This window comes from Mycolicibacterium arcueilense (assembly GCF_058536225.1).
This window is the reverse complement of the sequence record NZ_JBZTYL010000033.1, coordinates 1-19,236: the sequence shown is the minus strand read 5'-3', so window position 1 is coordinate 19,236 and position 19,236 is coordinate 1. Positions and strand designations below refer to the sequence as shown.

Annotated in this window: 26 protein-coding genes; 11 read left to right on the top strand and 15 right to left on the bottom strand. The window is 64.9% G+C overall.

Annotated elements, in window-relative coordinates:
- Window positions 1-4: 4 nt before the first annotated feature.
- The 3 genes from AC4LGL_RS28380 to AC4LGL_RS28370 form a co-directional block, all read right to left on the bottom strand.
- A complete protein-coding gene (locus AC4LGL_RS28380; RefSeq protein WP_491841651.1) occupies window positions 5-583 on the bottom strand; it encodes an ATPase in 579 nt (192 codons plus the stop codon).
- 37 nt (window positions 584-620) lie between these two features.
- Window positions 621-1,010 (bottom strand): TA system antitoxin ParD family protein, encoded by a 390-nt coding sequence (locus AC4LGL_RS28375; RefSeq protein WP_491841650.1) that lies wholly within the window; start codon window positions 1,008-1,010, stop codon window positions 621-623.
- Window positions 1,011-1,077: 67 nt separating this feature from the next.
- Entirely contained in the window at window positions 1,078-2,094 is a 1,017-nt protein-coding gene (locus AC4LGL_RS28370; protein ID WP_491841649.1) for a TIGR03617 family F420-dependent LLM class oxidoreductase, read from the bottom strand.
- A gap of 163 nt (window positions 2,095-2,257) precedes the next feature.
- Here AC4LGL_RS28370 and AC4LGL_RS28365 point away from each other — a divergent pair, with 163 nt between their 5' ends.
- From AC4LGL_RS28365 to AC4LGL_RS28350, 4 genes are all read left to right on the top strand, one after another.
- On the top strand, window positions 2,258-3,613 hold the full coding sequence (locus AC4LGL_RS28365; RefSeq protein ID WP_491841648.1) for an alpha/beta hydrolase-fold protein: 1,356 nt from the start codon (window positions 2,258-2,260) through the stop codon (window positions 3,611-3,613).
- Window positions 3,614-4,010: 397 nt separating this feature from the next.
- Window positions 4,011-4,421: a transglycosylase family protein gene (locus tag AC4LGL_RS28360; RefSeq protein WP_491841647.1), complete on the top strand. Its 411-nt coding sequence runs from the start codon at window positions 4,011-4,013 to the stop codon at window positions 4,419-4,421.
- 500 nt (window positions 4,422-4,921) lie between these two features.
- Window positions 4,922-6,172 (top strand): S1C family serine protease, encoded by a 1,251-nt coding sequence (locus AC4LGL_RS28355; protein WP_491841692.1) that lies wholly within the window; start codon window positions 4,922-4,924, stop codon window positions 6,170-6,172.
- Window positions 6,173-6,302: 130 nt separating this feature from the next.
- Entirely contained in the window at window positions 6,303-6,698 is a 396-nt protein-coding gene (locus AC4LGL_RS28350; protein WP_491841646.1) for a tautomerase family protein, read from the top strand.
- On the opposite strand, the gene AC4LGL_RS28345 is transcribed toward AC4LGL_RS28350, so the two are convergent.
- Genes AC4LGL_RS28345 through AC4LGL_RS28335 form a run of 3 tightly spaced genes read right to left on the bottom strand, consistent with a single transcriptional unit; the run spans window position 6,682 to window position 8,299 of the window.
- A complete protein-coding gene (locus AC4LGL_RS28345) occupies window positions 6,682-7,317 on the bottom strand; it encodes a methyltransferase family protein (RefSeq protein WP_491841645.1) in 636 nt (211 codons plus the stop codon). The two genes, AC4LGL_RS28350 and AC4LGL_RS28345, sit on opposite strands and share 17 nt — an antisense overlap.
- Window positions 7,318-7,331: 14 nt before the next feature.
- Entirely contained in the window at window positions 7,332-7,970 is a 639-nt protein-coding gene (locus tag AC4LGL_RS28340) for a cation efflux transmembrane domain-containing protein (RefSeq protein ID WP_491841644.1), read from the bottom strand.
- Entirely contained in the window at window positions 7,970-8,299 is a 330-nt protein-coding gene (locus AC4LGL_RS28335; protein ID WP_491841643.1) for an ArsR/SmtB family transcription factor, read from the bottom strand. The genes AC4LGL_RS28340 and AC4LGL_RS28335 overlap by 1 nt, the downstream gene beginning before the upstream one ends.
- A gap of 107 nt (window positions 8,300-8,406) precedes the next feature.
- Between AC4LGL_RS28335 and AC4LGL_RS28330 the strand changes: the two genes are divergently transcribed.
- Together AC4LGL_RS28330 and AC4LGL_RS28325 are read left to right on the top strand one after the other, a co-directional pair.
- Window positions 8,407-8,730 (top strand): hemerythrin domain-containing protein, encoded by a 324-nt coding sequence (locus tag AC4LGL_RS28330; protein WP_491841642.1) that lies wholly within the window; start codon window positions 8,407-8,409, stop codon window positions 8,728-8,730.
- Window positions 8,666-8,977, top strand: a complete 312-nt coding sequence (locus tag AC4LGL_RS28325) for a hypothetical protein (protein ID WP_491841698.1) — start codon at window positions 8,666-8,668, stop codon at window positions 8,975-8,977. Before AC4LGL_RS28330 ends, AC4LGL_RS28325 begins: the two co-directional genes overlap by 65 nt.
- Before the next feature lie 5 nt (window positions 8,978-8,982).
- Here AC4LGL_RS28325 and AC4LGL_RS28320 read toward each other — a convergent pair whose 3' ends face one another.
- Window positions 8,983-9,318, bottom strand: a complete 336-nt coding sequence (locus AC4LGL_RS28320) for a hypothetical protein (protein ID WP_491841641.1) — start codon at window positions 9,316-9,318, stop codon at window positions 8,983-8,985.
- A 254-nt stretch (window positions 9,319-9,572) separates the two neighbouring features.
- Window positions 9,573-10,484: an MBL fold metallo-hydrolase gene (locus tag AC4LGL_RS28315; protein ID WP_491841640.1), complete on the bottom strand. Its 912-nt coding sequence runs from the start codon at window positions 10,482-10,484 to the stop codon at window positions 9,573-9,575.
- A 120-nt stretch (window positions 10,485-10,604) separates the two neighbouring features.
- On the opposite strand from AC4LGL_RS28315, the gene AC4LGL_RS28310 reads away from it, so the two are divergent.
- On the top strand, window positions 10,605-11,039 hold the full coding sequence (locus tag AC4LGL_RS28310) for a VOC family protein (RefSeq protein ID WP_491841639.1): 435 nt from the start codon (window positions 10,605-10,607) through the stop codon (window positions 11,037-11,039).
- Window positions 11,040-11,076: 37 nt separating this feature from the next.
- Here AC4LGL_RS28310 and AC4LGL_RS28305 read toward each other — a convergent pair whose 3' ends face one another.
- A complete protein-coding gene (locus AC4LGL_RS28305) occupies window positions 11,077-11,589 on the bottom strand; it encodes a DinB family protein (RefSeq protein ID WP_491841638.1) in 513 nt (170 codons plus the stop codon).
- A 109-nt stretch (window positions 11,590-11,698) separates the two neighbouring features.
- On the bottom strand, window positions 11,699-12,439 hold the full coding sequence (locus tag AC4LGL_RS28300) for a cutinase family protein (protein WP_491841637.1): 741 nt from the start codon (window positions 12,437-12,439) through the stop codon (window positions 11,699-11,701).
- Window positions 12,440-12,695: 256 nt separating this feature from the next.
- Between AC4LGL_RS28300 and AC4LGL_RS28295 the strand changes: the two genes are divergently transcribed.
- Complete coding sequence (locus AC4LGL_RS28295; RefSeq protein WP_491841636.1) at window positions 12,696-13,457, top strand: alpha/beta hydrolase; 762 nt, start codon at window positions 12,696-12,698, stop codon at window positions 13,455-13,457.
- Between the two features lie 63 nt (window positions 13,458-13,520).
- Window positions 13,521-14,024 (top strand): GNAT family N-acetyltransferase, encoded by a 504-nt coding sequence (locus AC4LGL_RS28290; RefSeq protein WP_491841635.1) that lies wholly within the window; start codon window positions 13,521-13,523, stop codon window positions 14,022-14,024.
- 10 nt (window positions 14,025-14,034) lie between these two features.
- Here AC4LGL_RS28290 and AC4LGL_RS28285 read toward each other — a convergent pair whose 3' ends face one another.
- From AC4LGL_RS28285 to AC4LGL_RS28275, 3 genes are all read right to left on the bottom strand, one after another.
- Complete coding sequence (locus tag AC4LGL_RS28285) at window positions 14,035-14,898, bottom strand: hypothetical protein (RefSeq protein ID WP_491841634.1); 864 nt, start codon at window positions 14,896-14,898, stop codon at window positions 14,035-14,037.
- 37 nt (window positions 14,899-14,935) lie between these two features.
- Window positions 14,936-15,586 (bottom strand): maleylpyruvate isomerase family mycothiol-dependent enzyme, encoded by a 651-nt coding sequence (locus AC4LGL_RS28280; protein WP_491841633.1) that lies wholly within the window; start codon window positions 15,584-15,586, stop codon window positions 14,936-14,938.
- Between the two features lie 65 nt (window positions 15,587-15,651).
- A complete protein-coding gene (locus AC4LGL_RS28275) occupies window positions 15,652-16,107 on the bottom strand; it encodes a DUF1942 domain-containing protein (protein WP_491841632.1) in 456 nt (151 codons plus the stop codon).
- 136 nt (window positions 16,108-16,243) lie between these two features.
- On the opposite strand from AC4LGL_RS28275, the gene AC4LGL_RS28270 reads away from it, so the two are divergent.
- Window positions 16,244-16,645 carry a type II toxin-antitoxin system VapC family toxin gene (locus AC4LGL_RS28270; RefSeq protein ID WP_491841631.1) on the top strand — a complete coding sequence of 134 codons (402 nt, stop codon included), beginning with the start codon at window positions 16,244-16,246 and terminating at the stop codon, window positions 16,643-16,645.
- Between the two features lie 27 nt (window positions 16,646-16,672).
- Here AC4LGL_RS28270 and AC4LGL_RS28265 read toward each other — a convergent pair whose 3' ends face one another.
- A complete protein-coding gene (locus tag AC4LGL_RS28265; RefSeq protein WP_491841630.1) occupies window positions 16,673-17,134 on the bottom strand; it encodes a DUF805 domain-containing protein in 462 nt (153 codons plus the stop codon).
- A gap of 34 nt (window positions 17,135-17,168) precedes the next feature.
- Complete coding sequence (locus tag AC4LGL_RS28260; RefSeq protein WP_491841629.1) at window positions 17,169-18,518, bottom strand: hypothetical protein; 1,350 nt, start codon at window positions 18,516-18,518, stop codon at window positions 17,169-17,171.
- Between the two features lie 224 nt (window positions 18,519-18,742).
- On the opposite strand from AC4LGL_RS28260, the gene AC4LGL_RS28255 reads away from it, so the two are divergent.
- A complete protein-coding gene (locus AC4LGL_RS28255; protein ID WP_491841628.1) occupies window positions 18,743-19,171 on the top strand; it encodes a cellulose-binding domain-containing protein in 429 nt (142 codons plus the stop codon).
- Window positions 19,172-19,236: the final 65 nt, after the last annotated feature.

The following is a 19,236-nucleotide window of genomic DNA, read 5'->3' as shown; positions in this document are numbered from 1 at the left end:
GTCGCTACCGGTTCCATCGGGAATCGAGCGTCGCCGGCGTCCATGTCGGCCACCTGGGTGATCCGACGACGAACCCGCCGGCGATCTGAGCGACGATCCGCGGACCCGTGACAGTGCTGTTGTCGTAGAACGTTGCCAAGTCCACCCGGGTCGCGGCGGTTGCGACGAGATCCCAAAGGCGTTGGTAGCGTTCACGAATCTTCGCCTCGGGGACATGGTGGCCGCCCGCCTGCACACGGTGGCGCACTCGTAACACCGCCAGTTCTTCAGGAATCAGGATGCAATGCAGGATCACGGTGTATCCGGCGGCCTGGGCGTCGTCGATGAGTACGAGTTTGGAGGGATGGGAGAACACGGTCTCGGCGATGAAGGACTCGCCGAGTTCGATGAGTTTGCTCCGGGTTTCGGCAGCGACCAGCGCAGCCTCATACGAGTGCGGGGCCGGATCCGCGGGCCAGCGACGCCTGGCGATCTCGTCCGCGTTGACGAAAGGGCTGCCCGGAAGCAGAGGGGCGAGAGTGAGTTCGACGAAAGTGGACTTGCCGGCGCCGTTACATCCGACGACGAGATCGAGACGCTTCACTGCGCGACGGTGCGGCCCGTGTCAGCGTGAGGCGGGATCACTGCTGCGGCGTCAGCACCGTGGTGCTGCCGTCGGGCTGGTACTGCACCATCTCGCCGTGCTCGTCGAGGGCGACCGTGGTGATGCCGCGGGCGGCCAGCGTCGCACCGTAGTCGGCGCGGGCCAAACTCTCCTCGATGGAGGCCGCGATCTCGGCGTCGAACACCGCGCCTTCCTCGGCGGTCAGCTCCCGAAGCGCGATATCGCCGGCCAGGGCGGCCTCGACCTTCCGGCGGGCGGCGCTGTGCCGGCTCGACACGGCACGACCCACCCGCGCCCAGTGGTCGAGTTGCTGCTTGGCCGACCGGCTCTGACGTGCACCTTCTGCGGCCGCACTGTCGACGAGGTCCGCGGCGAAACGGGTCACCCGATCTGCGGTCTCGGTCATGAGAACCTCCCTGGTAGCACTCTGAAACAAGCGTAGCAGAATGCAACGGAGTTGGCTCGGACCTGCATCATCCTGCCGCCAACTGCTTGGCGATCTCGCCGTATCGTTCGAGCCGTTCGGGCCCGCCGAGCGCGTTGTAGAGCACGACGCGGGTGGCGATTCCTCCATATTTGGCGGTCAACGCATCCGCCAGTCCGTCCCACGTGGATTCGGTGGCGAAGGCGGCGATGTGCTCATCGGTGATCTGGGCTGCCATGCCGGCGATGTCACCGGCCTTCTGCTTCTCCCGAAGGCGGGCGGTCGTGCCCTCGAAGCCGGCCTCGTCCCAGATGAACGCGTAGTTCGGTGTGCTTCCGTAGAAGCTCATGCTCACCCGCACGAGCTCGCGCTCGTTGGCGCGTTCCTCGTCGCTGTCGCCGACGATCGTCATGACCGGGATGATCCGGGCGATGTCGGCGGCGGAGCGGCCCGCCTTGGCCGCACCGGCGGCCAGGTTGGGCAGCACGTGCCGCGCGATGTAGCCCGGTTCGCCGATCGGATGGATGTGCACGCCGTCGGCCACCTCGCCGGCCATGCGAAGCATCCATGGATTCACGGCGGCGATGTCGACTTTGGGATCGGGAGCATCGATCGGTCCGGGGTTCCACTGCGGAGTGATGAAGTCGAGGTCATAGAAATCACCGTGATGCTCGAGCTTGCCGGTGCGGAAGGCAGCGAAGCATGCCTTGACTGCCGACACGTAGTCGCGCAGGCGTGGACCCGGCTGTTCGAAGGGCATTCCGTAGCGGCGCACGACATGCGTGCGGACCTGGGTACCGATACCGAGCCGGAATTTGCCGCCGGTGGCTTCCTGGAGCTCCCACGCCGATGCCGCGGTGACGAACGGGCTGCGCGGAAAGGCAACGGCGACACCGGTCGAGAGCTCCAAACCCGGCGCGGACTGCGAGGCGACCGCCGCGTTGAGATACGCGGTCCGGCCGGTCTCGGTGAGCAGGAGTCCGGAGAATCCGGCCGACCGGGTACGGCGGGCAAGGTCGCCGATTTGAGACAGCGGCTGCGGAACGGTCATCACGTCGACGTACACGTGGGGAGCGTACGTGAGTGAGCGTGCCAGGGACCCGTAATGCCTTAGAAGTCAAGCATTTCACGCTGTCGGCCACAGGCCTAGACTTGTTGACATCAGGGCAACCGGCGTCGTTACGACAAGCGCCAGGACCAGAGCTAGTTGCGACTGAAGGAGGGGAACGATGGTCAGGATTCATACGGTGGTGCCGGGGGAAACGCTGTCAGCGTTGGCATTGCGGTTCTACGGGGATGCCGAACGGTACCGACTGATCGCCGCGGCCAGCGGAGTGCCGGATCCCAACGTCATCCAGGTGGGGCAACGGCTGCTCTTTCCTGACTACGCGCGATACACCGTGGCCGCGGGGGATACGTTGCCCGGTCTGGCGTCACGCTTCTATGGGCAGGCCGATCTGTCGCGGTTGATCGCCGCCGCAAGCGGCGTCGCTCCGGATGCCGGTATCGATCCTGGCCGGCAACTGATCATCCCGGAAGTCAGAAAGTACCCGGTTGCCCCGGGAGATACGTTGTCGGCGTTGGCATCACGCTTCTACGGGGACGCCACGTTCTATCCACCGATCGCCAGCGTGAACGGCATCTCCGACCCCGGCGCGATCACCCCCGGGCAGACGCTGGTGATATTCACCGGGCGCGGCGACGGATTCGGTCTGCGGATCGTGGATCGCAACGAGAATGATCCTCGCCTGTGGTACTACCGATTCCAGACCGCGGCCATCGGTTGGAACCCCGGCGTCAACGTCCTGCTTCCCGACGATTACCACACGAGCGGGCGTACCTATCCGGTGCTCTACATGTTCCACGGCGGCAACGACGATTTCCGCTCGTTCGATTTCATGGGCATCCGCGACTGGACCGCCGGAAAGCCGATCATCGTGGTGATGCCCGACGGTGGGCATGCCGGCTGGTATTCCAACCCGGTCACCTCGTTCGTCGGCCCGCGAAACTGGGAGACGTTCCACATCGCCCAACTGTTGCCCTGGATCGAGGCGAACTTCCGGACGTACGCCGAGTACGACGGCCGCGCGGTCGGCGGATTCTCGATGGGCGGCTTCGGTGCGCTGAAGTACGCGGCCAAGTACTACGGGCACTTCGCCTCGGTCAGTGCCCACTCGGGCCCGGCAAGCCTGCGCCGTGATTTCGGGCTCGTCGTGCACTGGGCGAATATCACGTCGGCAGTTCTGGATCTGGCCGGTGGAACCGTGTACGGCGCGCCGCTGTGGGACCAGGCCAGGGTCAGTGCCGACAACCCGGTCGAACGGATCGAGAGCTACCGCAACAAGCGGGTTTTCCTTGTCGCGGGCACCAGCCCCGACCCGATCAACTGGTTCGACAGTGCCAACGAGACGGAGGTACTCGCCGGCCAGCGCGAGTTCCGCGGGCTGCTCGACCACGCCGGAATCCCATACGAAGCGCACGAGGTGCCGGGAGGCCATGTCTTCCGCCCCGATATGTTCGCCGTCGACCTCGACGGAATCATCGCCCGACTGCGGCCTGCTGCCGTGGCGAGCAATGTGATGTAACAACAACCACATCCATCCCATCAGTCACATTTGCAACAGAATTCAATTCTTTCACTGCTATCGCAGTGGAAACTGAATTCACAATAGACTGCAAACTTCACACCGCCGACGCCGAACTCTGTGAGACGGAACGCGGATGCACGTTGGCTGCCGATCTCCTGCGGTGATGGACCTGAAGTGCAGTTTTATGGTTGAAGGGCGGTATCGAACTGTTCCCAACGGCCACACCAGGCCCATAACTATTAAATAAACTCAAAGAAGATAATTAGACTCTCTAGCACGGGTATTTTACTTTCGCCCCATCGGTAAACTCTGTATCACGATGGGCTGAAAATGGTCTGTCGCCCCGCCATTACCGGCGCGCACCGCAAGTGCACGCCGCCATGAAGGGATCGACATGCGCATGCGCAAGGTCGTCACCGTATTCGGGTTCGTCGGTGCGATCGCCCTGGCTCAGACACTTGTGGCAGTTCCGAACGCCGGCGCCGAACCGAACTGGGATGCGATGGCTCAGTGCGAATCGGGCGGAAACTGGGCGGCGGACACCGGCAACGGCTTCTACGGCGGACTGCAGTTCACCCCCGCCACGTGGTCCTCCCACGGAGGAATGGGGTCGCCTGCCGCGGCGAGTCGCGAGGAACAGATCCGGGTGGCACGCAACGTCCTGCAGACGCAAGGCCTTGGCGCCTGGCCGGTCTGCGGCGGGCCGATCGGTCAGGCTACGGGAACCTGTCGCCAGGTGATGGTCTGGATTCCGTTGAGGAATCTGCCGCGGCTGTGCACCTTGGTGCTCAATCCGCTGGGCTGAGGCCGATTAACGCAGCGGGCGCGGCAAACCTCGCGGCGCTTCGCCTCGCCGACCGGCCGGGGTTCGCCCGAGCCGGAGTATCCGAGCAATTCAATGCCGAGCAGGTGCTGGCCACCGCTCGACTGGGGGCCGTCCTGCGGCACTGGCGCTTTCACGCGTCGAGAAAGTCTTGGGCAGCACCGAGCCCACTCTCAGCAAACCCTCAGTAGTGCACTGCACCATCTAGGGAGGCGCCGGCACGGCGCATATATGTCGGTGTCGCAAAGGAAGAAGCATCACGAATGAATCAATGGTCTGGGATGTCACCGCAGAGTAGTAACCCTCAGTGGGACGCCAAACAGGCGGCAGAGCAAAGGAATCCAACTTCAAGCCCGTGGAGTCGGACCGGTTATCAGCAACCGTCCCCGCCGTATGGTCTGCATCCCGAGATGACCCACAGGTTCGATGCACCTCCGGTGCAAGACGTTTCGCCGCCGAGAAAGAAGTCCCGGGTCGGCGTACTGGTGGCAGGCACGGCCGCGGTGGCCATGGCCACCGGTGCCGTCGCAGCGGTCGCGGTGTTGGATCAGTCCGGAAAGCCCGCGACTGTCGCGCAGGCGCCGGCCGCTGACCACGCGCGTCTCCCGGCGGCCGGATCCGTGCCGGTGCAGCCGAATGCATCCGCGCCCGCGGGTTCGGTCGAACAGGTGTCGGCCAAGGTACTGCCCAGTGTGGTGAAGCTGCAGATCAAGACCGGGCAGGGACGTGAGGAGGGATCCGGAATCGTCCTCAGTGAGGACGGGCTGATCCTCACCAACAACCATGTCGTGGCGGCCGCCGCCCGCGGCGCGGGTGGCCAGGGGCCGCTGGCCGCCGAGGACTCACCGGGCGGGCAGTTCCCCGGCTTGCCGCGTGGCATGTACCCCGGTGGACAGTTCCCCGGTGACGACCAGTATTCGCCTGACGGACCGTCGGCCAGGAATTCCGGTCGGGCCGGCGGCGCAATGCGGGCGACTGTGACCATGTCGGATGGGCGCACGGTGCCGTTCACCGTCGTCGGGACCGACCCCGACGACGACATCGCGGTTGTGAAAGCGCAGAACGTGTCCGGGCTGACGCCGATTGCGATCGGTTCCTCGAAGGATCTGAAGGTGGGGCAGAATGTCGTCGCGGTGGGCTCGCCGTTGGGCCTGCAGGGGACTGTGACCACCGGCATCATCAGCGCCCTGGATCGTCCGGTTGCCACCGGCGATGAGCAGAGCGGCCAACACTCGGTGATGAGCGCCATCCAGACCGACGCTGCGATCAATCCGGGTAACTCGGGCGGTGCACTGGTCGACATGAACGGTGACCTGATCGGGGTCAACTCGGCGATCGCATCGTTGGGCGGCGGCCAGGGTTCGCAGGGCGGTGGACAGGCCGGTTCGATCGGTCTGGGCTTCGCGATCCCGGTGGATCAGGCCAAACGCATTGCCGACGAACTGGTTTCGACCGGAACCGTCCAGCACGCCTCGCTGGGTGTCCAGCTCTCCGGTAACGACTCGAACGGTGCAGCGGTCGCCGGTGTGGTCGCCGGGGGCCCGGCAGCCGCGGCCGGTCTGCCTGACGGTGCGGTGATCACCAAGGTCGACAATCAGGTGATCGACGGTGCCGATGCCCTGGTCGCTGCTGTGCGGTCCAAGGCACCGGGGGATACCGTGACGCTGACCTACGAGGACCCGTCGGGCGCTTCGCGCACCGTCGACGTCACCCTCGGGCAGGTCCAGGCGTAGCGCAGAAGCAGTCAGTGGGCCCCAGTCGGTGTTCCGGGCTGGGGCCCACCGCTGTGTCGGCTGTCAGTACGGCAAGGTGGACCGAGAAATTCGGGTGACCGCGCCGCCGGCTGTGTGTGACGATTCCCGGATGCCCAGCACACTCATCGAGGTACGACGGCCCTACCGCCCGTCCGAAGAGGTGGCCATCATCGACGCGGTGCACGACGCACTTGTGGTCGCCTTCCAGATCCCGGCCGGCGACAAGCATGTCCGGCTGATATCCCATGAGCCGCACCGGTTCTCTCATTCGCCGGGCGTGGAGCAACCCGAGCTGTACACGCTGGTGACGATCGACTGCTTTTCTGGTCGGTCTGTCGACGCCAAGCGAAATCTCTACCGGCAGATAGTCAATCGTCTGGAGGCGCTGGGCATCCCACCGAACCACGTCACCATCCTCGTTCGCGACAGCGAGCTGCAGAACTGGGGCGTTCGTGGCGGACAGGCAGCCTGCGATATCGACCTGGGTTTCAACGTGAACGTGTGATCGGCTCCTGGCGGCCCCCATCGCGTCCCACACCGGGCACGAATCGTCCGACGGCGACGCAGTAGTCACGATAGGCCTGACCGTGGGTCCGCATCAGGTAGGGCTCTTCCACGACACGGACCTGCAATTCGATGGTGGTCGACAACACGATGAAGGCCAAGAGCGCCACCGGGTTCGGTGTCATCAGCGTGACACCGCCGGCGAAGACCAGCATGGCGGTGAAGATCGGGTTGCGGACCAATCCGAATACTCCGTTGCGCACCAGTGTTGTTGTCTCGCTGGGATCGACCCCGATACGCCAGGATTCACCCATGTCCAGCTGGGCGTAGACGGTGGCGGCGATTCCGGCAACGGCGAGCACCGTACCCAGCGACTGGATCCATGGAGCCTGCAGGAAGGCGATCGGTGCGGTCAGCCCGAGATATTGCAACACGGGCGCTGCCACGCCGACGATGATCGACACGATGAAGCCGACACCGGCGAACCATTCCAGCGAGCCCGGCCGTCCGTTGATGCCACGAAATCCCGTCGACCCCGTTTGTCGGTACTGGACCCAACTACGCCAACCGAACCCCAGTACCGCGAAGATCAGGTAGAGAATCAGTGCGGTCACGGCCATGTTCATCTCCTCGGTTATCGGTCTCCACAGCAGGTTTCGCCGCGCCACGCCTCGCGTCCTTCGTTGACGGCAACGCCGGCGAGGATGAGTGCGGCAATCGGATCGGCCCAGCTCCAGCCGAGCAGGCTATTGAGCACCAGTCCGGCGAGGACCACCGCGGACAGATAGGTGCACAGCAGCGTCTGCTTGGAGTCGGCCACGGCTGAGCGGGAACCGAGTTCACGGCCCGCACGGCGCTGGGCCCAGGACAGCAGCGGCATGATGACCAGGCTGGCCGTGGTCAATCCGATGCCGATCGCCGAATGCCCGGCCTCAGCTGCTCCGCTGAGCGATCGGATCGATTCGATGGTGACGTAGCCCGCGAGTGCGAAGAACGACACCGCGATGATCCGCAGTGCGGTCTTCTCGCGTGCCTCCGGATCCGGGCCGGAGAACTGCCAGGCGACGGCGGCAGCCGAGGACACCTCGATCACGGAGTCGAGTCCGAAGCCGATCAGTGCGGTCGACGACACTCTGGTGCCCTCGCCGATCGCGACGATTGCCTCGATCACGTTGTAGGTGATGGTTGCGGCGACGAACCATCGGATCCGCCGATGCAGCAACGCCCGACGCGCGGGTGCCAGGGGAGACGGAACCGGGGTATCCGGTGTCATCAGCAGCAGCCATCCGATGCCGAGTCGGGGCACTGCTCGGGGTCGCCGGCCAGCACCACGTGCAGCAGATCGTTCAGTGCGTGGGCGAGTTTGGGATCCGCGAGTTCATAGCGGGTTCGTCGGCCTTCCGCGACGGCGACTACCAGTCCGCAACCACGAAGGCAGGCAAGGTGATTGGACATGCTCTGCCGAGAGACGCCCGCCGCCTCTGCCAGGTCAGCCGGATATCCCGGAGCGTCCTTGAGTGCGAGCAGAATCTTGGACCGGGTCTGATCCGACAGGGCATGACCGAACCGGGCCAGCACTGCGACCTGCGTCAGCGTCTCCATGGGCCTGACAGTACATCAGTTTCTGAATTCAGAAAATAATGAACTAAAAATGTGGGGTAGCCGCATACTCGTGGCGAGGCCCCACGTCCGGCGCATGCTGGCCCTGAATGGTTGGCGCCGTTCATCGAAGGGAGCTTGCGATGCCGGTCAACGACTTGGACATGTTGCTCGTCCACCGCGTGTTTCGTCGCGAGCTCGACGACCTGGCGTGGCTGATCGCCAGGGTGCAGCCCGGCGACAACTCACGTGCGCGGGTAGTCGGTAGCCACCTGCGATTCATGACAGAAGCACTGCATCACCACCACGCGGCCGAGGACGAGCTGGTCTGGCCGATCGTCGCGGTCAGGGCGTTGGATCGGAACCCGGATGAGGGAGGCCTTCGCGCAGCTGTCCGAACTGGTGTTGGCCCACCTGGACGAGGAAGAACGTGACGCATTGCCGGTGATCGTCGAGCATCTGACCCCGACGGAGTGGGGAACCGCTGTGAAGAGGGGAGCGTCGTTCTTGACCAAGAACCCACGGTGGGGCGTCGTCCTCGGTGGTCTGGTGCTGGATTACGCCACCCCCGAAGAGGGCCGCTCCTTCCTGGGGGGAGTGCCACTGCCACAACGGTTTTTGGTCAAATCGCTGGGACCGCGGTCACTGGCTGCGTACCGCAGGAAGTTGTACGACGTGTGATGCGACTAGATGGCTCCGGGTGTGCCGGGCGGGCTCATCGACCCGTCGACATTCGGCACCATTGCCGGGGCCGGAATGCCTCCGTCCGCCGCGTTGTCTCCTGGTATCCCGTCGTCTGGCGTCTGGTCGTACATGCCTCCCCAGCAGGCGGGATTCCATCCTTCCGTGGCGCACGCCGGATCATCTGGGCTGTTGGGGGAGTCGAGAGCGGCGGGTATGCGGGGTGCTGCCGAGGCGACGGCCACCGGAGTGACTGCGCCCAGCACCGCAATCCCCGAGATTGCCGCCAGCGCCGATCTCGTCAGCAGGCGTCGCACCTCAGAAGTCATCATCGTACGCATCTTCCGCTCCTTCATCCCGGCTGAACACGGCAGATCAACGTTTGCCGACGCTGCGCCGTTACGGCCATGCTCGCAGTTCCGCGCCCGCTGCGGGTGGAAACCGCGACTTCGCTGGCGGAAACTCCAACGCTGCCTTGAAGTTTGACGCGGATGTCAAAAATGAAGAGGCGGCGGTGCCGCCGTCCGAAACGTGGATGGCCGGCGGCCTCCGTGGAGAACGCCGGCCGATCACGACCGGTGACCCGGTAACCCGATCAGTAATCCCAGGCGGCGGGCACACACCGGAAGACGTCGCCGGCGGTCGCCACGTGGCATACGGACGGGAATGGCAGGTGGGTGGCCACCAGCGCTTCTCCGGTCGCGGCCAATTCGCGCAGCAGCTCGATGCGGACGCGGGCTGCCTCTTCGGGGTCGTGTTCGAATCCGTTCTGCCACTCGGGGTTGTCGAACCCGGGGGCGAACACGGCATCGCCCGCGAATGTCAGTTTCTCGCCGCCGGAATCCAGGCGGACCACACTGTGTCCGGGGGTGTGACCACCGGTGCGGGTGACGAGTACGCCCGGCGCCACCTCGTATTCCGTCTCGAATGTGCGCAGCTGGCCCCGGTAGTCGTCCAGGAACTGCGAGGCGACCCGTCGGAGTACATCCGGTATCGGCTGCGGCATGACAGTGCGGGAGAAATCAGGCTTCTCCCAGAACTCCGCCTCGGCGGCCGCGGCGTGGATCCGCAGATCGGGCCGCAGCCGTTCCTTCACTCCTTCGGTGATCAGTCCGCCCACGTGGTCCATGTGCATGTGGGTGAGCACGACGTCGGTCACCGAACCGAGGTCCACACCGGCGGCCTCCAGGCGCTGGACCGTCTGGCCGGCCCGGGGGAAGTCGGGGAATTCCAGGCCCAGCCCGGCGTCGACGAGGATGGTCCGATCGCCGCTGCGGACCACCACGATGTTCAGCGGCCAGTCGATCACCTCGGGCGGCAGGAAGTTGTCACCCAGCCAGACCGCCAGGTCGGTCGGGTCGGCGTTGGTGGCCAACGTCGAGGTCGTAATGGGCAGCACTCCGTCGCTGATCACCAGAACCTCGATGTCGCCAACCTGTACCGCGTAGCGCGACGGAACCAACTCGTCGACCGGACCGCCCACCCGTGCACTGCTGTCCAAACTCATACTGTTCCTCCTGAGGGCTGCACTGAAGACACGTCGAATGACCTGTCTTACTCGTGGGAACGCCGTCGTGCCGTCGGAACTATCCAGCGATCGAGCGCAGCAGATGGCTAGGGTCGGCTGATGGCCTCCGTGAAGCAATTCCAAGTCACGTTCGATTGCGCAGATCCCGAGCGCGTAGGTCGCTTCTGGTGCGAAGTGCTGGGCTATGTGCTGCCTCCGCCGCCGCCGGGGTTCGACACCTGGGCGGACTTCGATCGATCCCTCAGTCCGGAGCGCCAGGGGTCCGCGTTCGCCTGCATCGATCCCTCGGGTACCGGCCCGCGACTGTATTTTCAGCGCGTACCGGAAGGCAAGGCCGTCAAGAACCGAGTGCACCTCGACGTCCGGGTGGGCGGCGAACTCGTGGGTTCAGAACGCCTCGCGACCCTGGAAGCCGAGTGTGCACGCTTGGTGGCGCTCGGGGCCGTGCAGGTGCGGGTGCTGCCCGCCGACGGCTTCGAGGAGTCCTGCATCGTGATGCAGGACATCGAGGGCAACGAGTTCTGTCTCGACTGAGGTAGGCCCGGGTGCGGGAACCCAAGCCGGGTTCAGGTCAAGAAGTTTCGGTGGTGCCGCGGTCAACGCGGGCCTGATCGATCTGTTCGCGAAGGATGTCGCCGTGGCCGGCATGCCTGGCGAACTCTTCGATCATGGCGAGCAGCGTCCACCGCATGCTCACAGTGCCCTCGGCGGGGATGTCGATCGTGGCGTCGAGGTCGAAGCGGGCGGCGATGTCGCGGGATCGTTGACTGGCGCGCTGGAACTCGGCGATCACGTCGGCGACCGACTCGTCTTCGGCGACGGCGAACGTACCCTCGTCTCGCCTCGAGTACCCGTCGCACTCGGATTCGTCGAGATCGCCCCAGAACCGTTGGAACCAAATCCTTTCCGCGGCAGCCGCATGCTTGATCAAGGAGATCGGGGTCGTCAGCGATGTCACGAGGTGTCGCCGTGCGTCGGCGTCCGTCAGCCCGCGTGCGGTGGCGATGAGTGCTTCACGATTTCGGTCGAGTGTGTTCTCGATGAGCGTGCGCTCGGTTCCGTTGGTGACTCGGTTGGTGCCCATACGTTTACTCCGTTCGGTGGTGCGGGTGTGCAGACATGGTTCAAGTGCCGTTCGCCCAGGCACGAGCATCCGCAACCAGACGGGCGGGAAAGGATCAGCGGTGGGGTCGCTACAAGCGGCTGACCGCAAACTGCGCGGCCTGGTCGACCATGCCGTTGGCGATGTACGAGTTGTGCGCGCCGGTGGGCGGTCCTGGCGCTGCACCGTTACACACGCTGTCGCCGGTGGCGCACAGATCGATGGTCTTGGGCGCATACAGCGGCCCGATGGTGATTCGCGGCGCGCCGGCGTCGCTGAGGAACTGGTTTGACGGTTTCCCGAACAGCGCCACGGCGGCCACGTGCGAGGCAATCTCCGGCGGCATCGGCGGCGGCACGAAGGCCGCCGGGACACCTTCTGGGATATCGGCGGCGGTGGTGAATGCCGCCACGGCTGCACCCTGGGAGAATCCGCCGAGCACCATCTTGGTGGCGGGGCAGTCGGCGGCGACCGCCTGAATGTGGGTGGTTGCGTCCCTGATGCCGTCGATGACCGTGAGAGCAAACTGGATGCCATCGGCGAAATCGGCGCTGGCCTGGTAATTCACCGGGTACTCAGCCACCGACTTCGCGCCGGCCTTGGCGCGGAGGGCATCGACGAACGCCTGCCCGATACCGCCGGCACCTGGCGGCTCGCCGGTCCCGCGGGCCAACACCACCTCGGCGTCCGGGCATGGGGCCGCGTTGGCAATGGGCGCCGTGGCGCTCACCAGTGCCAGCGCGGTGAATGAGGCCGCGACCAGCCCCGCGGGCCCGTAGATCTTCCGTCGGTTGCGCACCGCGGAAGTTTGGTTGCCATGAATTGCGTGCATAGGAGAACCTTCGCGTCGGGAGAGGACGGCCGATTGTCCGAACTCGATGGTACGTAATACGGACGCGCACGAAAACCGTTGGACGGGGTCGCCGTCGCATTGATAACGTGCCTGCGACCGTGACGGCACGCGAGGAGGTGAGACCCATGGACGTTGTAACCCTGTGGGTGCTCCCACTCGTGTTCACGGTCGGGCGATCGAGGTAGGTGTCGCCGGGAGCGCCTGAACATTGGCACTCCCGAAAGGGCATCACATCATGCAATTCACCTCTGAGACGTCGTCGAACGGCGTCATCGAACGCACCTTCACCCTCGGCGATATCACCGGTGTGCTCTGGTCACCGGAAACCGATTCTGACGGCGCTCCTGTGCTGCTGGCCGGTCACCCCGGCGGCTTGGACAAGAGGGCCCCGGGGCACGTCGCCCGGGCCTACTCTTCGGTGCGCACGGATGGTTTTCACGTTGTCTCGATCGACGCGCCCGGGCATGGCGAACGGCCACGCAGCGCAGCAGATGTTCGTCTGGTCAACGCTTTCCAGCAGGCGCGGGCAGAAGGCAGCCCGTCGTTCGGTCGGCACCTCGCGGACTACTGCCACTCGGTGGCCGAACGCGCCATCCCCGAATGGCGGGCCACCATCGACGCCGTCCAAGCCCTGCCACAGATCGACCCACGAGCGCCGATCGGCTACTCCGGCATGACACTGGCGAGTGCGGTCGGAATACCGCTGGTCGCGGTCGAGTCCAGGATCACCGCTGCGCTCTTCGGCTCGGCAGTCGAACACCCTGAGCTGCTGGTGGCGGCGAAGCAGGTGGCCATCCCTGTCGAGTACCTCCTCCCGTGGGACGACAAGGAGATCCCACGCGGATTCGGCCTCGAGCTGTTCGGCGCTTTCGCCTCGGAAGACAAAGTGCTGCATGCCTTCCCTGGCCGGCATCACCCGGTGCCTACCGATGGCCGGATCGACACCCGGTTCTTTCCCCGCCACCTCGGACGCTCGTCCGGCACTATGCCGGGTTGACGGACCGGGCAGAATACATCGTTCACGTCGCATGAAACACCGTCAGAGAGTGGAAGATTGGATATGTGGAGTACCCGAGTTGAGCAGCCAGAGGATGTCGAGCGCATCCATGCCGTGAATGCGGCCGCATTTCCCACCGAGCTGGAAGCGAACCTCGTCGACGCGCTCCGCGAAGACCCGACCGCTTGGATCGACGGACTTTCCGTCGTCAGTTGCGACGTGAACGGTGAAATGGTGGGCTTTGCGTTGCTCTCGCGATGCACTGTCGACGGTCATCCCGCACTTGCGCTCGGGCCCTGCGCGGTCCTGCCCGATCTCCAGCGAAGTGGGGCTGGGTCGGCAGCGATTCGCGCAGGGCTGGAGCGCGCGCGCCAACTGGGGGAGAACCTGGTTGTCGTCCTGGGCCACGCTGATTACTACCCGCGGTTCGGGTTCAGCCCGGCATCGCGGCTCGGCATCACTGCGCCGTTCGAGGCGCCGGACGACAACTTCCTGGCCCTGACTCTCGATCCTGATGCGGCGGTACCCCGCGGTGAGGTTGCGTATGCGAAAGCCTTCGGCGTCTGACGCGCAAACGCTACTTGTCCGTTAGCCGAATCAGCTGCGATTCTGCCTGCGCCACAGCTGCTTCGGCGGTTCGCAACCGGCTCTGCAGCTCATCGGCGGATTGTTGCGCGAGGTCGAGTTGCGCTTCGGCTGCCTCGAGGTCGCGCTGCGCGGCTGCGAGGGTCTCGAGGATTTTCTCGTAACGCCGACGTGCGGTTGCGACCGTGCTCCGGCGCTGCTTCAACGTTGCGAGCGCGTCGTCGTGTGCGGCGCGGGCCTCGCCCAGTTCGGATGTGGTGGCGTCACGGCGGCGCTGGGCCTCCTCGACCGCAGCAGCGTCCTCGTGTGACTGTTCCTCTGGAGGCGGTGGGTTGACTTTCGCCGAGGACCCCGTGTCGGGACGGGAACGCGTGGTCACAACAGACGATGCGCAGAAGTCACCGAATCCTGACCACTCTTCTGCTCTCGACAGCCGGCCCAGACGCGCAGCGACTTCGGGATCGGCGATCGCTGCCTGGAGCGTTCCGGTGACGTCGTCGCGCAATGCTGCTGTCGGATCGGACAGTTCGGCGGCCGCGAATCCAGCGCGGGTCAGGTCCTGCACGAGGGTTCGCTGCGTCGCGGACAGCTCGCGGATGCGTTGTCCATCGATGGCCGCGTGTGCGGCGCGCAGCGCTTCGTGCAGGTTGGTCAATTTCGGGCGGACTGTCGCGTCGGTCAGTGCGAGCAGGTTCACCACCCACGCCGCCGTCGTCGGCCGTCGGGCTGAGGCGATTGCCTTGGCCGCCGACGCATCTCCACGCTTCTTTGCCGCTGTCGCGAGCTCATTGCGCCGGCCGGTGAACTCTTCGGGCCGCATGCCGTAGAGCGAGTCGAGGTCGTCATCGACAGTCAACGCAGCCTCACACCGGCCCAAGTCCATTGTCCGCCAGTCATACTCGTCCACCGAATGCGCGGAGCTCCTGCACCGTTGCGCTGGGCCCGGCCATGGTGATCTCACCTGCTGCTCGTCGACCCGCCAGCCACCGGACCAGATCCGGGGCAGAGCCACCGAGAATCACTTCCGGTCCCGACGTCGGCCCGACTGACCACCGCCGGCCGCCGTCGCTCGTGCTGACCGTGACCCGAACTCCCAGCGGCAACTTCTTGACCTGATACCGCAGTACCAGCGGAATGACCTCCGCAAGCGTCACCGGCACGGCGTGCGCTTCGTTTTCGAAGCCGACGAGGTCCTCGTGATGCGTCCAGTATTCGAACAGAGCCAGCGGCGCCACCGTCGGTTGCAGCAGCAGCCGCGGCATCGGCCGACGCAACCGGCCGATCACTGCCGCGAAGCCGTGTCGTTGTTCCCGGCGCAGCGCAATGTCGACCATCTTCGGTGTACCGGACACCGAAACGCCACGCGTCACCAGGGATCGGGCAATGAAGGTCGTCACACCTCCGTAGCGTTCTTCACCAGCCAGATGGGCTGCAAGGTGCAGCGCGGTCCACCCGCCACACGCGGTCGGGGCTGACGGGCCCAACTCGGTCAACGACTCCGTCAATGCTGCGCGTTCGGCCTTGACGTCCTCTGCGATCGTCATGACCAAAAGTGTTACCGCAGGACGACGTCAGCCGTCACCTTTCCGTCGATTCCACGGATTGGTGGTCAGTCTTTCCAAACCACCTTGTCGGTACCACCGGCGTCCCGATAGACCACGCTGTCGGGCGCCGTGCCTCCTCGTACGTCAAAGTAGAGCCGCCCGGTGGTTTGAGACCCCGGTGCGATCGGTTGGTTGGCAAGACCGTCCGTCTGGTTGCCCTTCATGTCCGCGTAGGTGGAGCTGTTGACGGCCCGAGCGTTGAAATCGGAAATGTTCGGGGTCGGGGAGCCGCTCACGGCCTCGGCCGTTACATCGGCATACCAGATCCCGTCGTTATGACCGCTGGGCTGCAAGTTGCTCACGGTGTAGTCGATGGCGCCATTTGGACTGGGAACTTCTGCGGTTTGGCCGAACTGGAGCGTTTCCGGATCTGCGTATGCCGGAGTCGCTGCCACCATTCCAGCTGCCGCGATCCCGGCCGCAGCTGCCATCGTTTTCATTGCGATCTGCGAGAATGCCACGTCGGGCTCCCTCCGCCGTATTCCTGTTGTCTGCAGGAGTTAGTTACCTTCTTCTTCACCCGAGGGGTATCCAAACTCAGGTCCTTCAAACGTGCGACCCGCTACCTGTGGCTCGTGTCCGTGCGAAGCTACTGGTATGACAGCGTTTGTCATCGATGCCCCGGTGGCCGTCAAGCTCGCCGCCGACAAGGCGACGATTCCGCCGGAGCACAGCCTGGTGGCGCCCACGCTGTTGCGTTCGCAGGCACTCGCCCTCGTGTACGAGTCGGTGCGACGCGGCGAGATCGACGAACCGGGCGCCCGCAAGGTCCTCGACGGCATCCGCGGGCTGCGGATCCGGCTCCTGGGCGATCGGGTACTACAGGACCGCGCTTGGCGAATTGCCGCCCAGTTGGACTGGCCGGACACCTACCAGGCCGAGTACATCGCACTGACCCAGCTGCAGGCGGACGCGCTGGCCACTGCGGACCGGAAACTCGCCGATGCTGCGCGTGCGTTCGTCGAAACCGTTTCTCCAACAGAGATTCTGCGCCCGTAGGGTGTGGGTCCGATGGCCGCGAGGGTCTCACCGTCGGTCGAAGCGTTCCCCGAAGTGTTTCGACGGAAGCACTCCGAAGACGATCTGGATCACGAATCCTATGTAGGGCAACACGGTCAGCAGGGACAGCCAACCTGACAGGTCGGCATCGTGGAGTCGGCGGACCAACAGTGCCCAGCCGGGGATCGCGCACGCGAGTGTGAGTATCAGCAGTATCACCAGGAACGTGAGTCCAAGTGTGCTGTCCTCTTCGGCCGCACCGGCCAACATTCCGCAGACAAAGGCGACGATTCCGAGGGTGAGCATGACCCACCAGTACTCGCTGCGAGAGGCGCGACCGGAGAAACGGGCATAGCTGCGAAAGAACCGCGACAGTGCCTGGCCGAATGTCGCCCCGTACAACGGCAGCGTGAGATCGCCTGGATCGGTAGCACCGACGGGTTCGTACTCGGGGTGTGTATCGAAAGGGGTTCCCTCGCTGTGGATCATCGGTGCCTCTGCTCGTTTGATTGGTGCATCGCGTCTACTTCAGGACGATAACCACGGCGTAGCCGTCATGGTCACCGGTTGTCGTGGTGGCGGTGTTGTACGAGTTGTCCAACGCGACCATGCCGCCGTAGGTCGCCTGGCCGCTGGCGAGCAGCCGAATCGCTAGCGCATTTCGGGCGAGGTTGGACGAGACGTACGCGTGCCGGGGTAACAGGTCGTAGATGACGAACTGTTCGGTGCTGAACGAGCCACTCCAGACGTAGCCCGCGCTGGTCTCCACCGGGTCGGGCCCGAAGATTCGGCCGTGGTTGTTGGGAAACAGGAAGAAGTTGTCCGAGTAGCCCAGTAACAGGCCAGTGGGCTGCTGCCCGTAGGTCACGTCGTCGATCGTGCCTTGGAACCCGGTGCTGTGAATGGGCTGGGCAGGGTAGCCGGACCAGAACATCACCGTGTTGAGCTTGCAGGCGGCCTCAGCTGCCGATGTCGACGTCGGGTCGACGATGATGACGTTGACCGGCTCCAGGACCGTCCTGCCCTGGTACGGCAGCCCACCGTAATTGGATATCTGCCCGTTGGACTGCAGCATCCATTTGCCGATCTCGCCGTACACGGTGGGGACCTGATCAGCGGGGGAGGGCACCCCAGGTGCGATCGCCGGAACGGCATTGACGCCGATCGGGGTGGTGCTGGCCGCCGGCCGGAAGTGGTTGGCGCTGAGGGTGAAGCGTTCGACTTCCCGGTGGACGAGCTGCAGCACCTGCACCATCGGCATCGGAACTGCCGGTGCGCCACCGGTATTCGCCGCCGAAGGCAGGGCGACGGGCAGGTCCGCCGCGGGCGAGCCGGTGGGGGCCGGGCTAGCGGTCGGTGCGATGGCCCGGCGTGAGCAGATCGAAGTGGAGTTGGGACGCACGCTCGTGGATGAGGTCGACAACCCGGTCGCTCTGGCAGGTGCGCCGGAGCTCAGGGGAGCCGGGATCTTCCGCGAAATACGCACGGACAACCCCGGTATCGATGCCGGGCCGGCACCGGGTGCCTGCTCATCGCCGATCGGAGCCCGGCGGCTGTCGGCCGGTCTGATCCTTGACGTGGGTGACGCCCCGAGCTTGCGGGTCTTGGCACCAGGCGATCCGACGGAGGGCGGCCTCTTCACCGGGCCGGCACCGGCCGATGGATCCGAAGAATGTGCGGCGGAACCACCGGCGTTATTGTCCGGGGAGCCTTCGGCATTGGCGATTCCGGCGCTGCCCGCCACCACCGCACCGATGCCCAAACCCAGCGCCAACAAACCGACGCGCCCCAGATGGATTGCTGCTCCCGGCCCGGTCTGTCCGGTGGAAGGTCGATGTTGCGCTGCGATATGCGAGGCACGGTGCCGACCCATGGCTGTCCCGATCGTTTCCGGCGGATCACCACAACTGTCCGCATGTTCCCAGCCATCGTCGGCTGACGATGTTTATACCTGCGGTTAGAGGCGGGCGTGAACGTTTCATTCAGCGAATCAGGCGAGACCGGAGATTTCGTGATGGTTTCAGTTGGGCAAAGGTACTGCAGCAGGGCCGCGATGCGACGCGCCCACATGGCCCGTTTGGCTCTAACTTTGCCACCATGGCGGGATTGGGCATTCACGTGAAGCGCTGGCGCACAGCGGTTCAGGTAGCGGTGTCGGCGTTGCTGGTTGCCATTCCCGGGCTTGCCGTCACCCCCGTAGCTCATGCGGCTGCGCCCGCGGCGAGGTTATGGGTGTCATCGACATGGCAGACCGGCTTCATCGGCCACTTCACGATCACCAACCCGAGCGCGGTGCCGCTATCCGATTGGAAGCTCGAATTCGACCTGCCGATGGGCGAATCCGTCTCGCACACGTGGAGCAGCAACATCACGCGCTATGGCACGCATTATGTGCTCACGCCCGCGAATTGGAACCGCATCATTGCACCGGGCGGTACCGCCACCGGCGGCCTGAGAGGCGTGTTGTCCGGGTCGTACACGCCACCCTCGAATTGCGTGCTCAACAGTCAATATTTGTGCACCTAATGGGAACTGATCAGCGAGCCTACGACCGGTAGTGGTCTGATCGGGTGAAGCTGATTGCCGAGCCG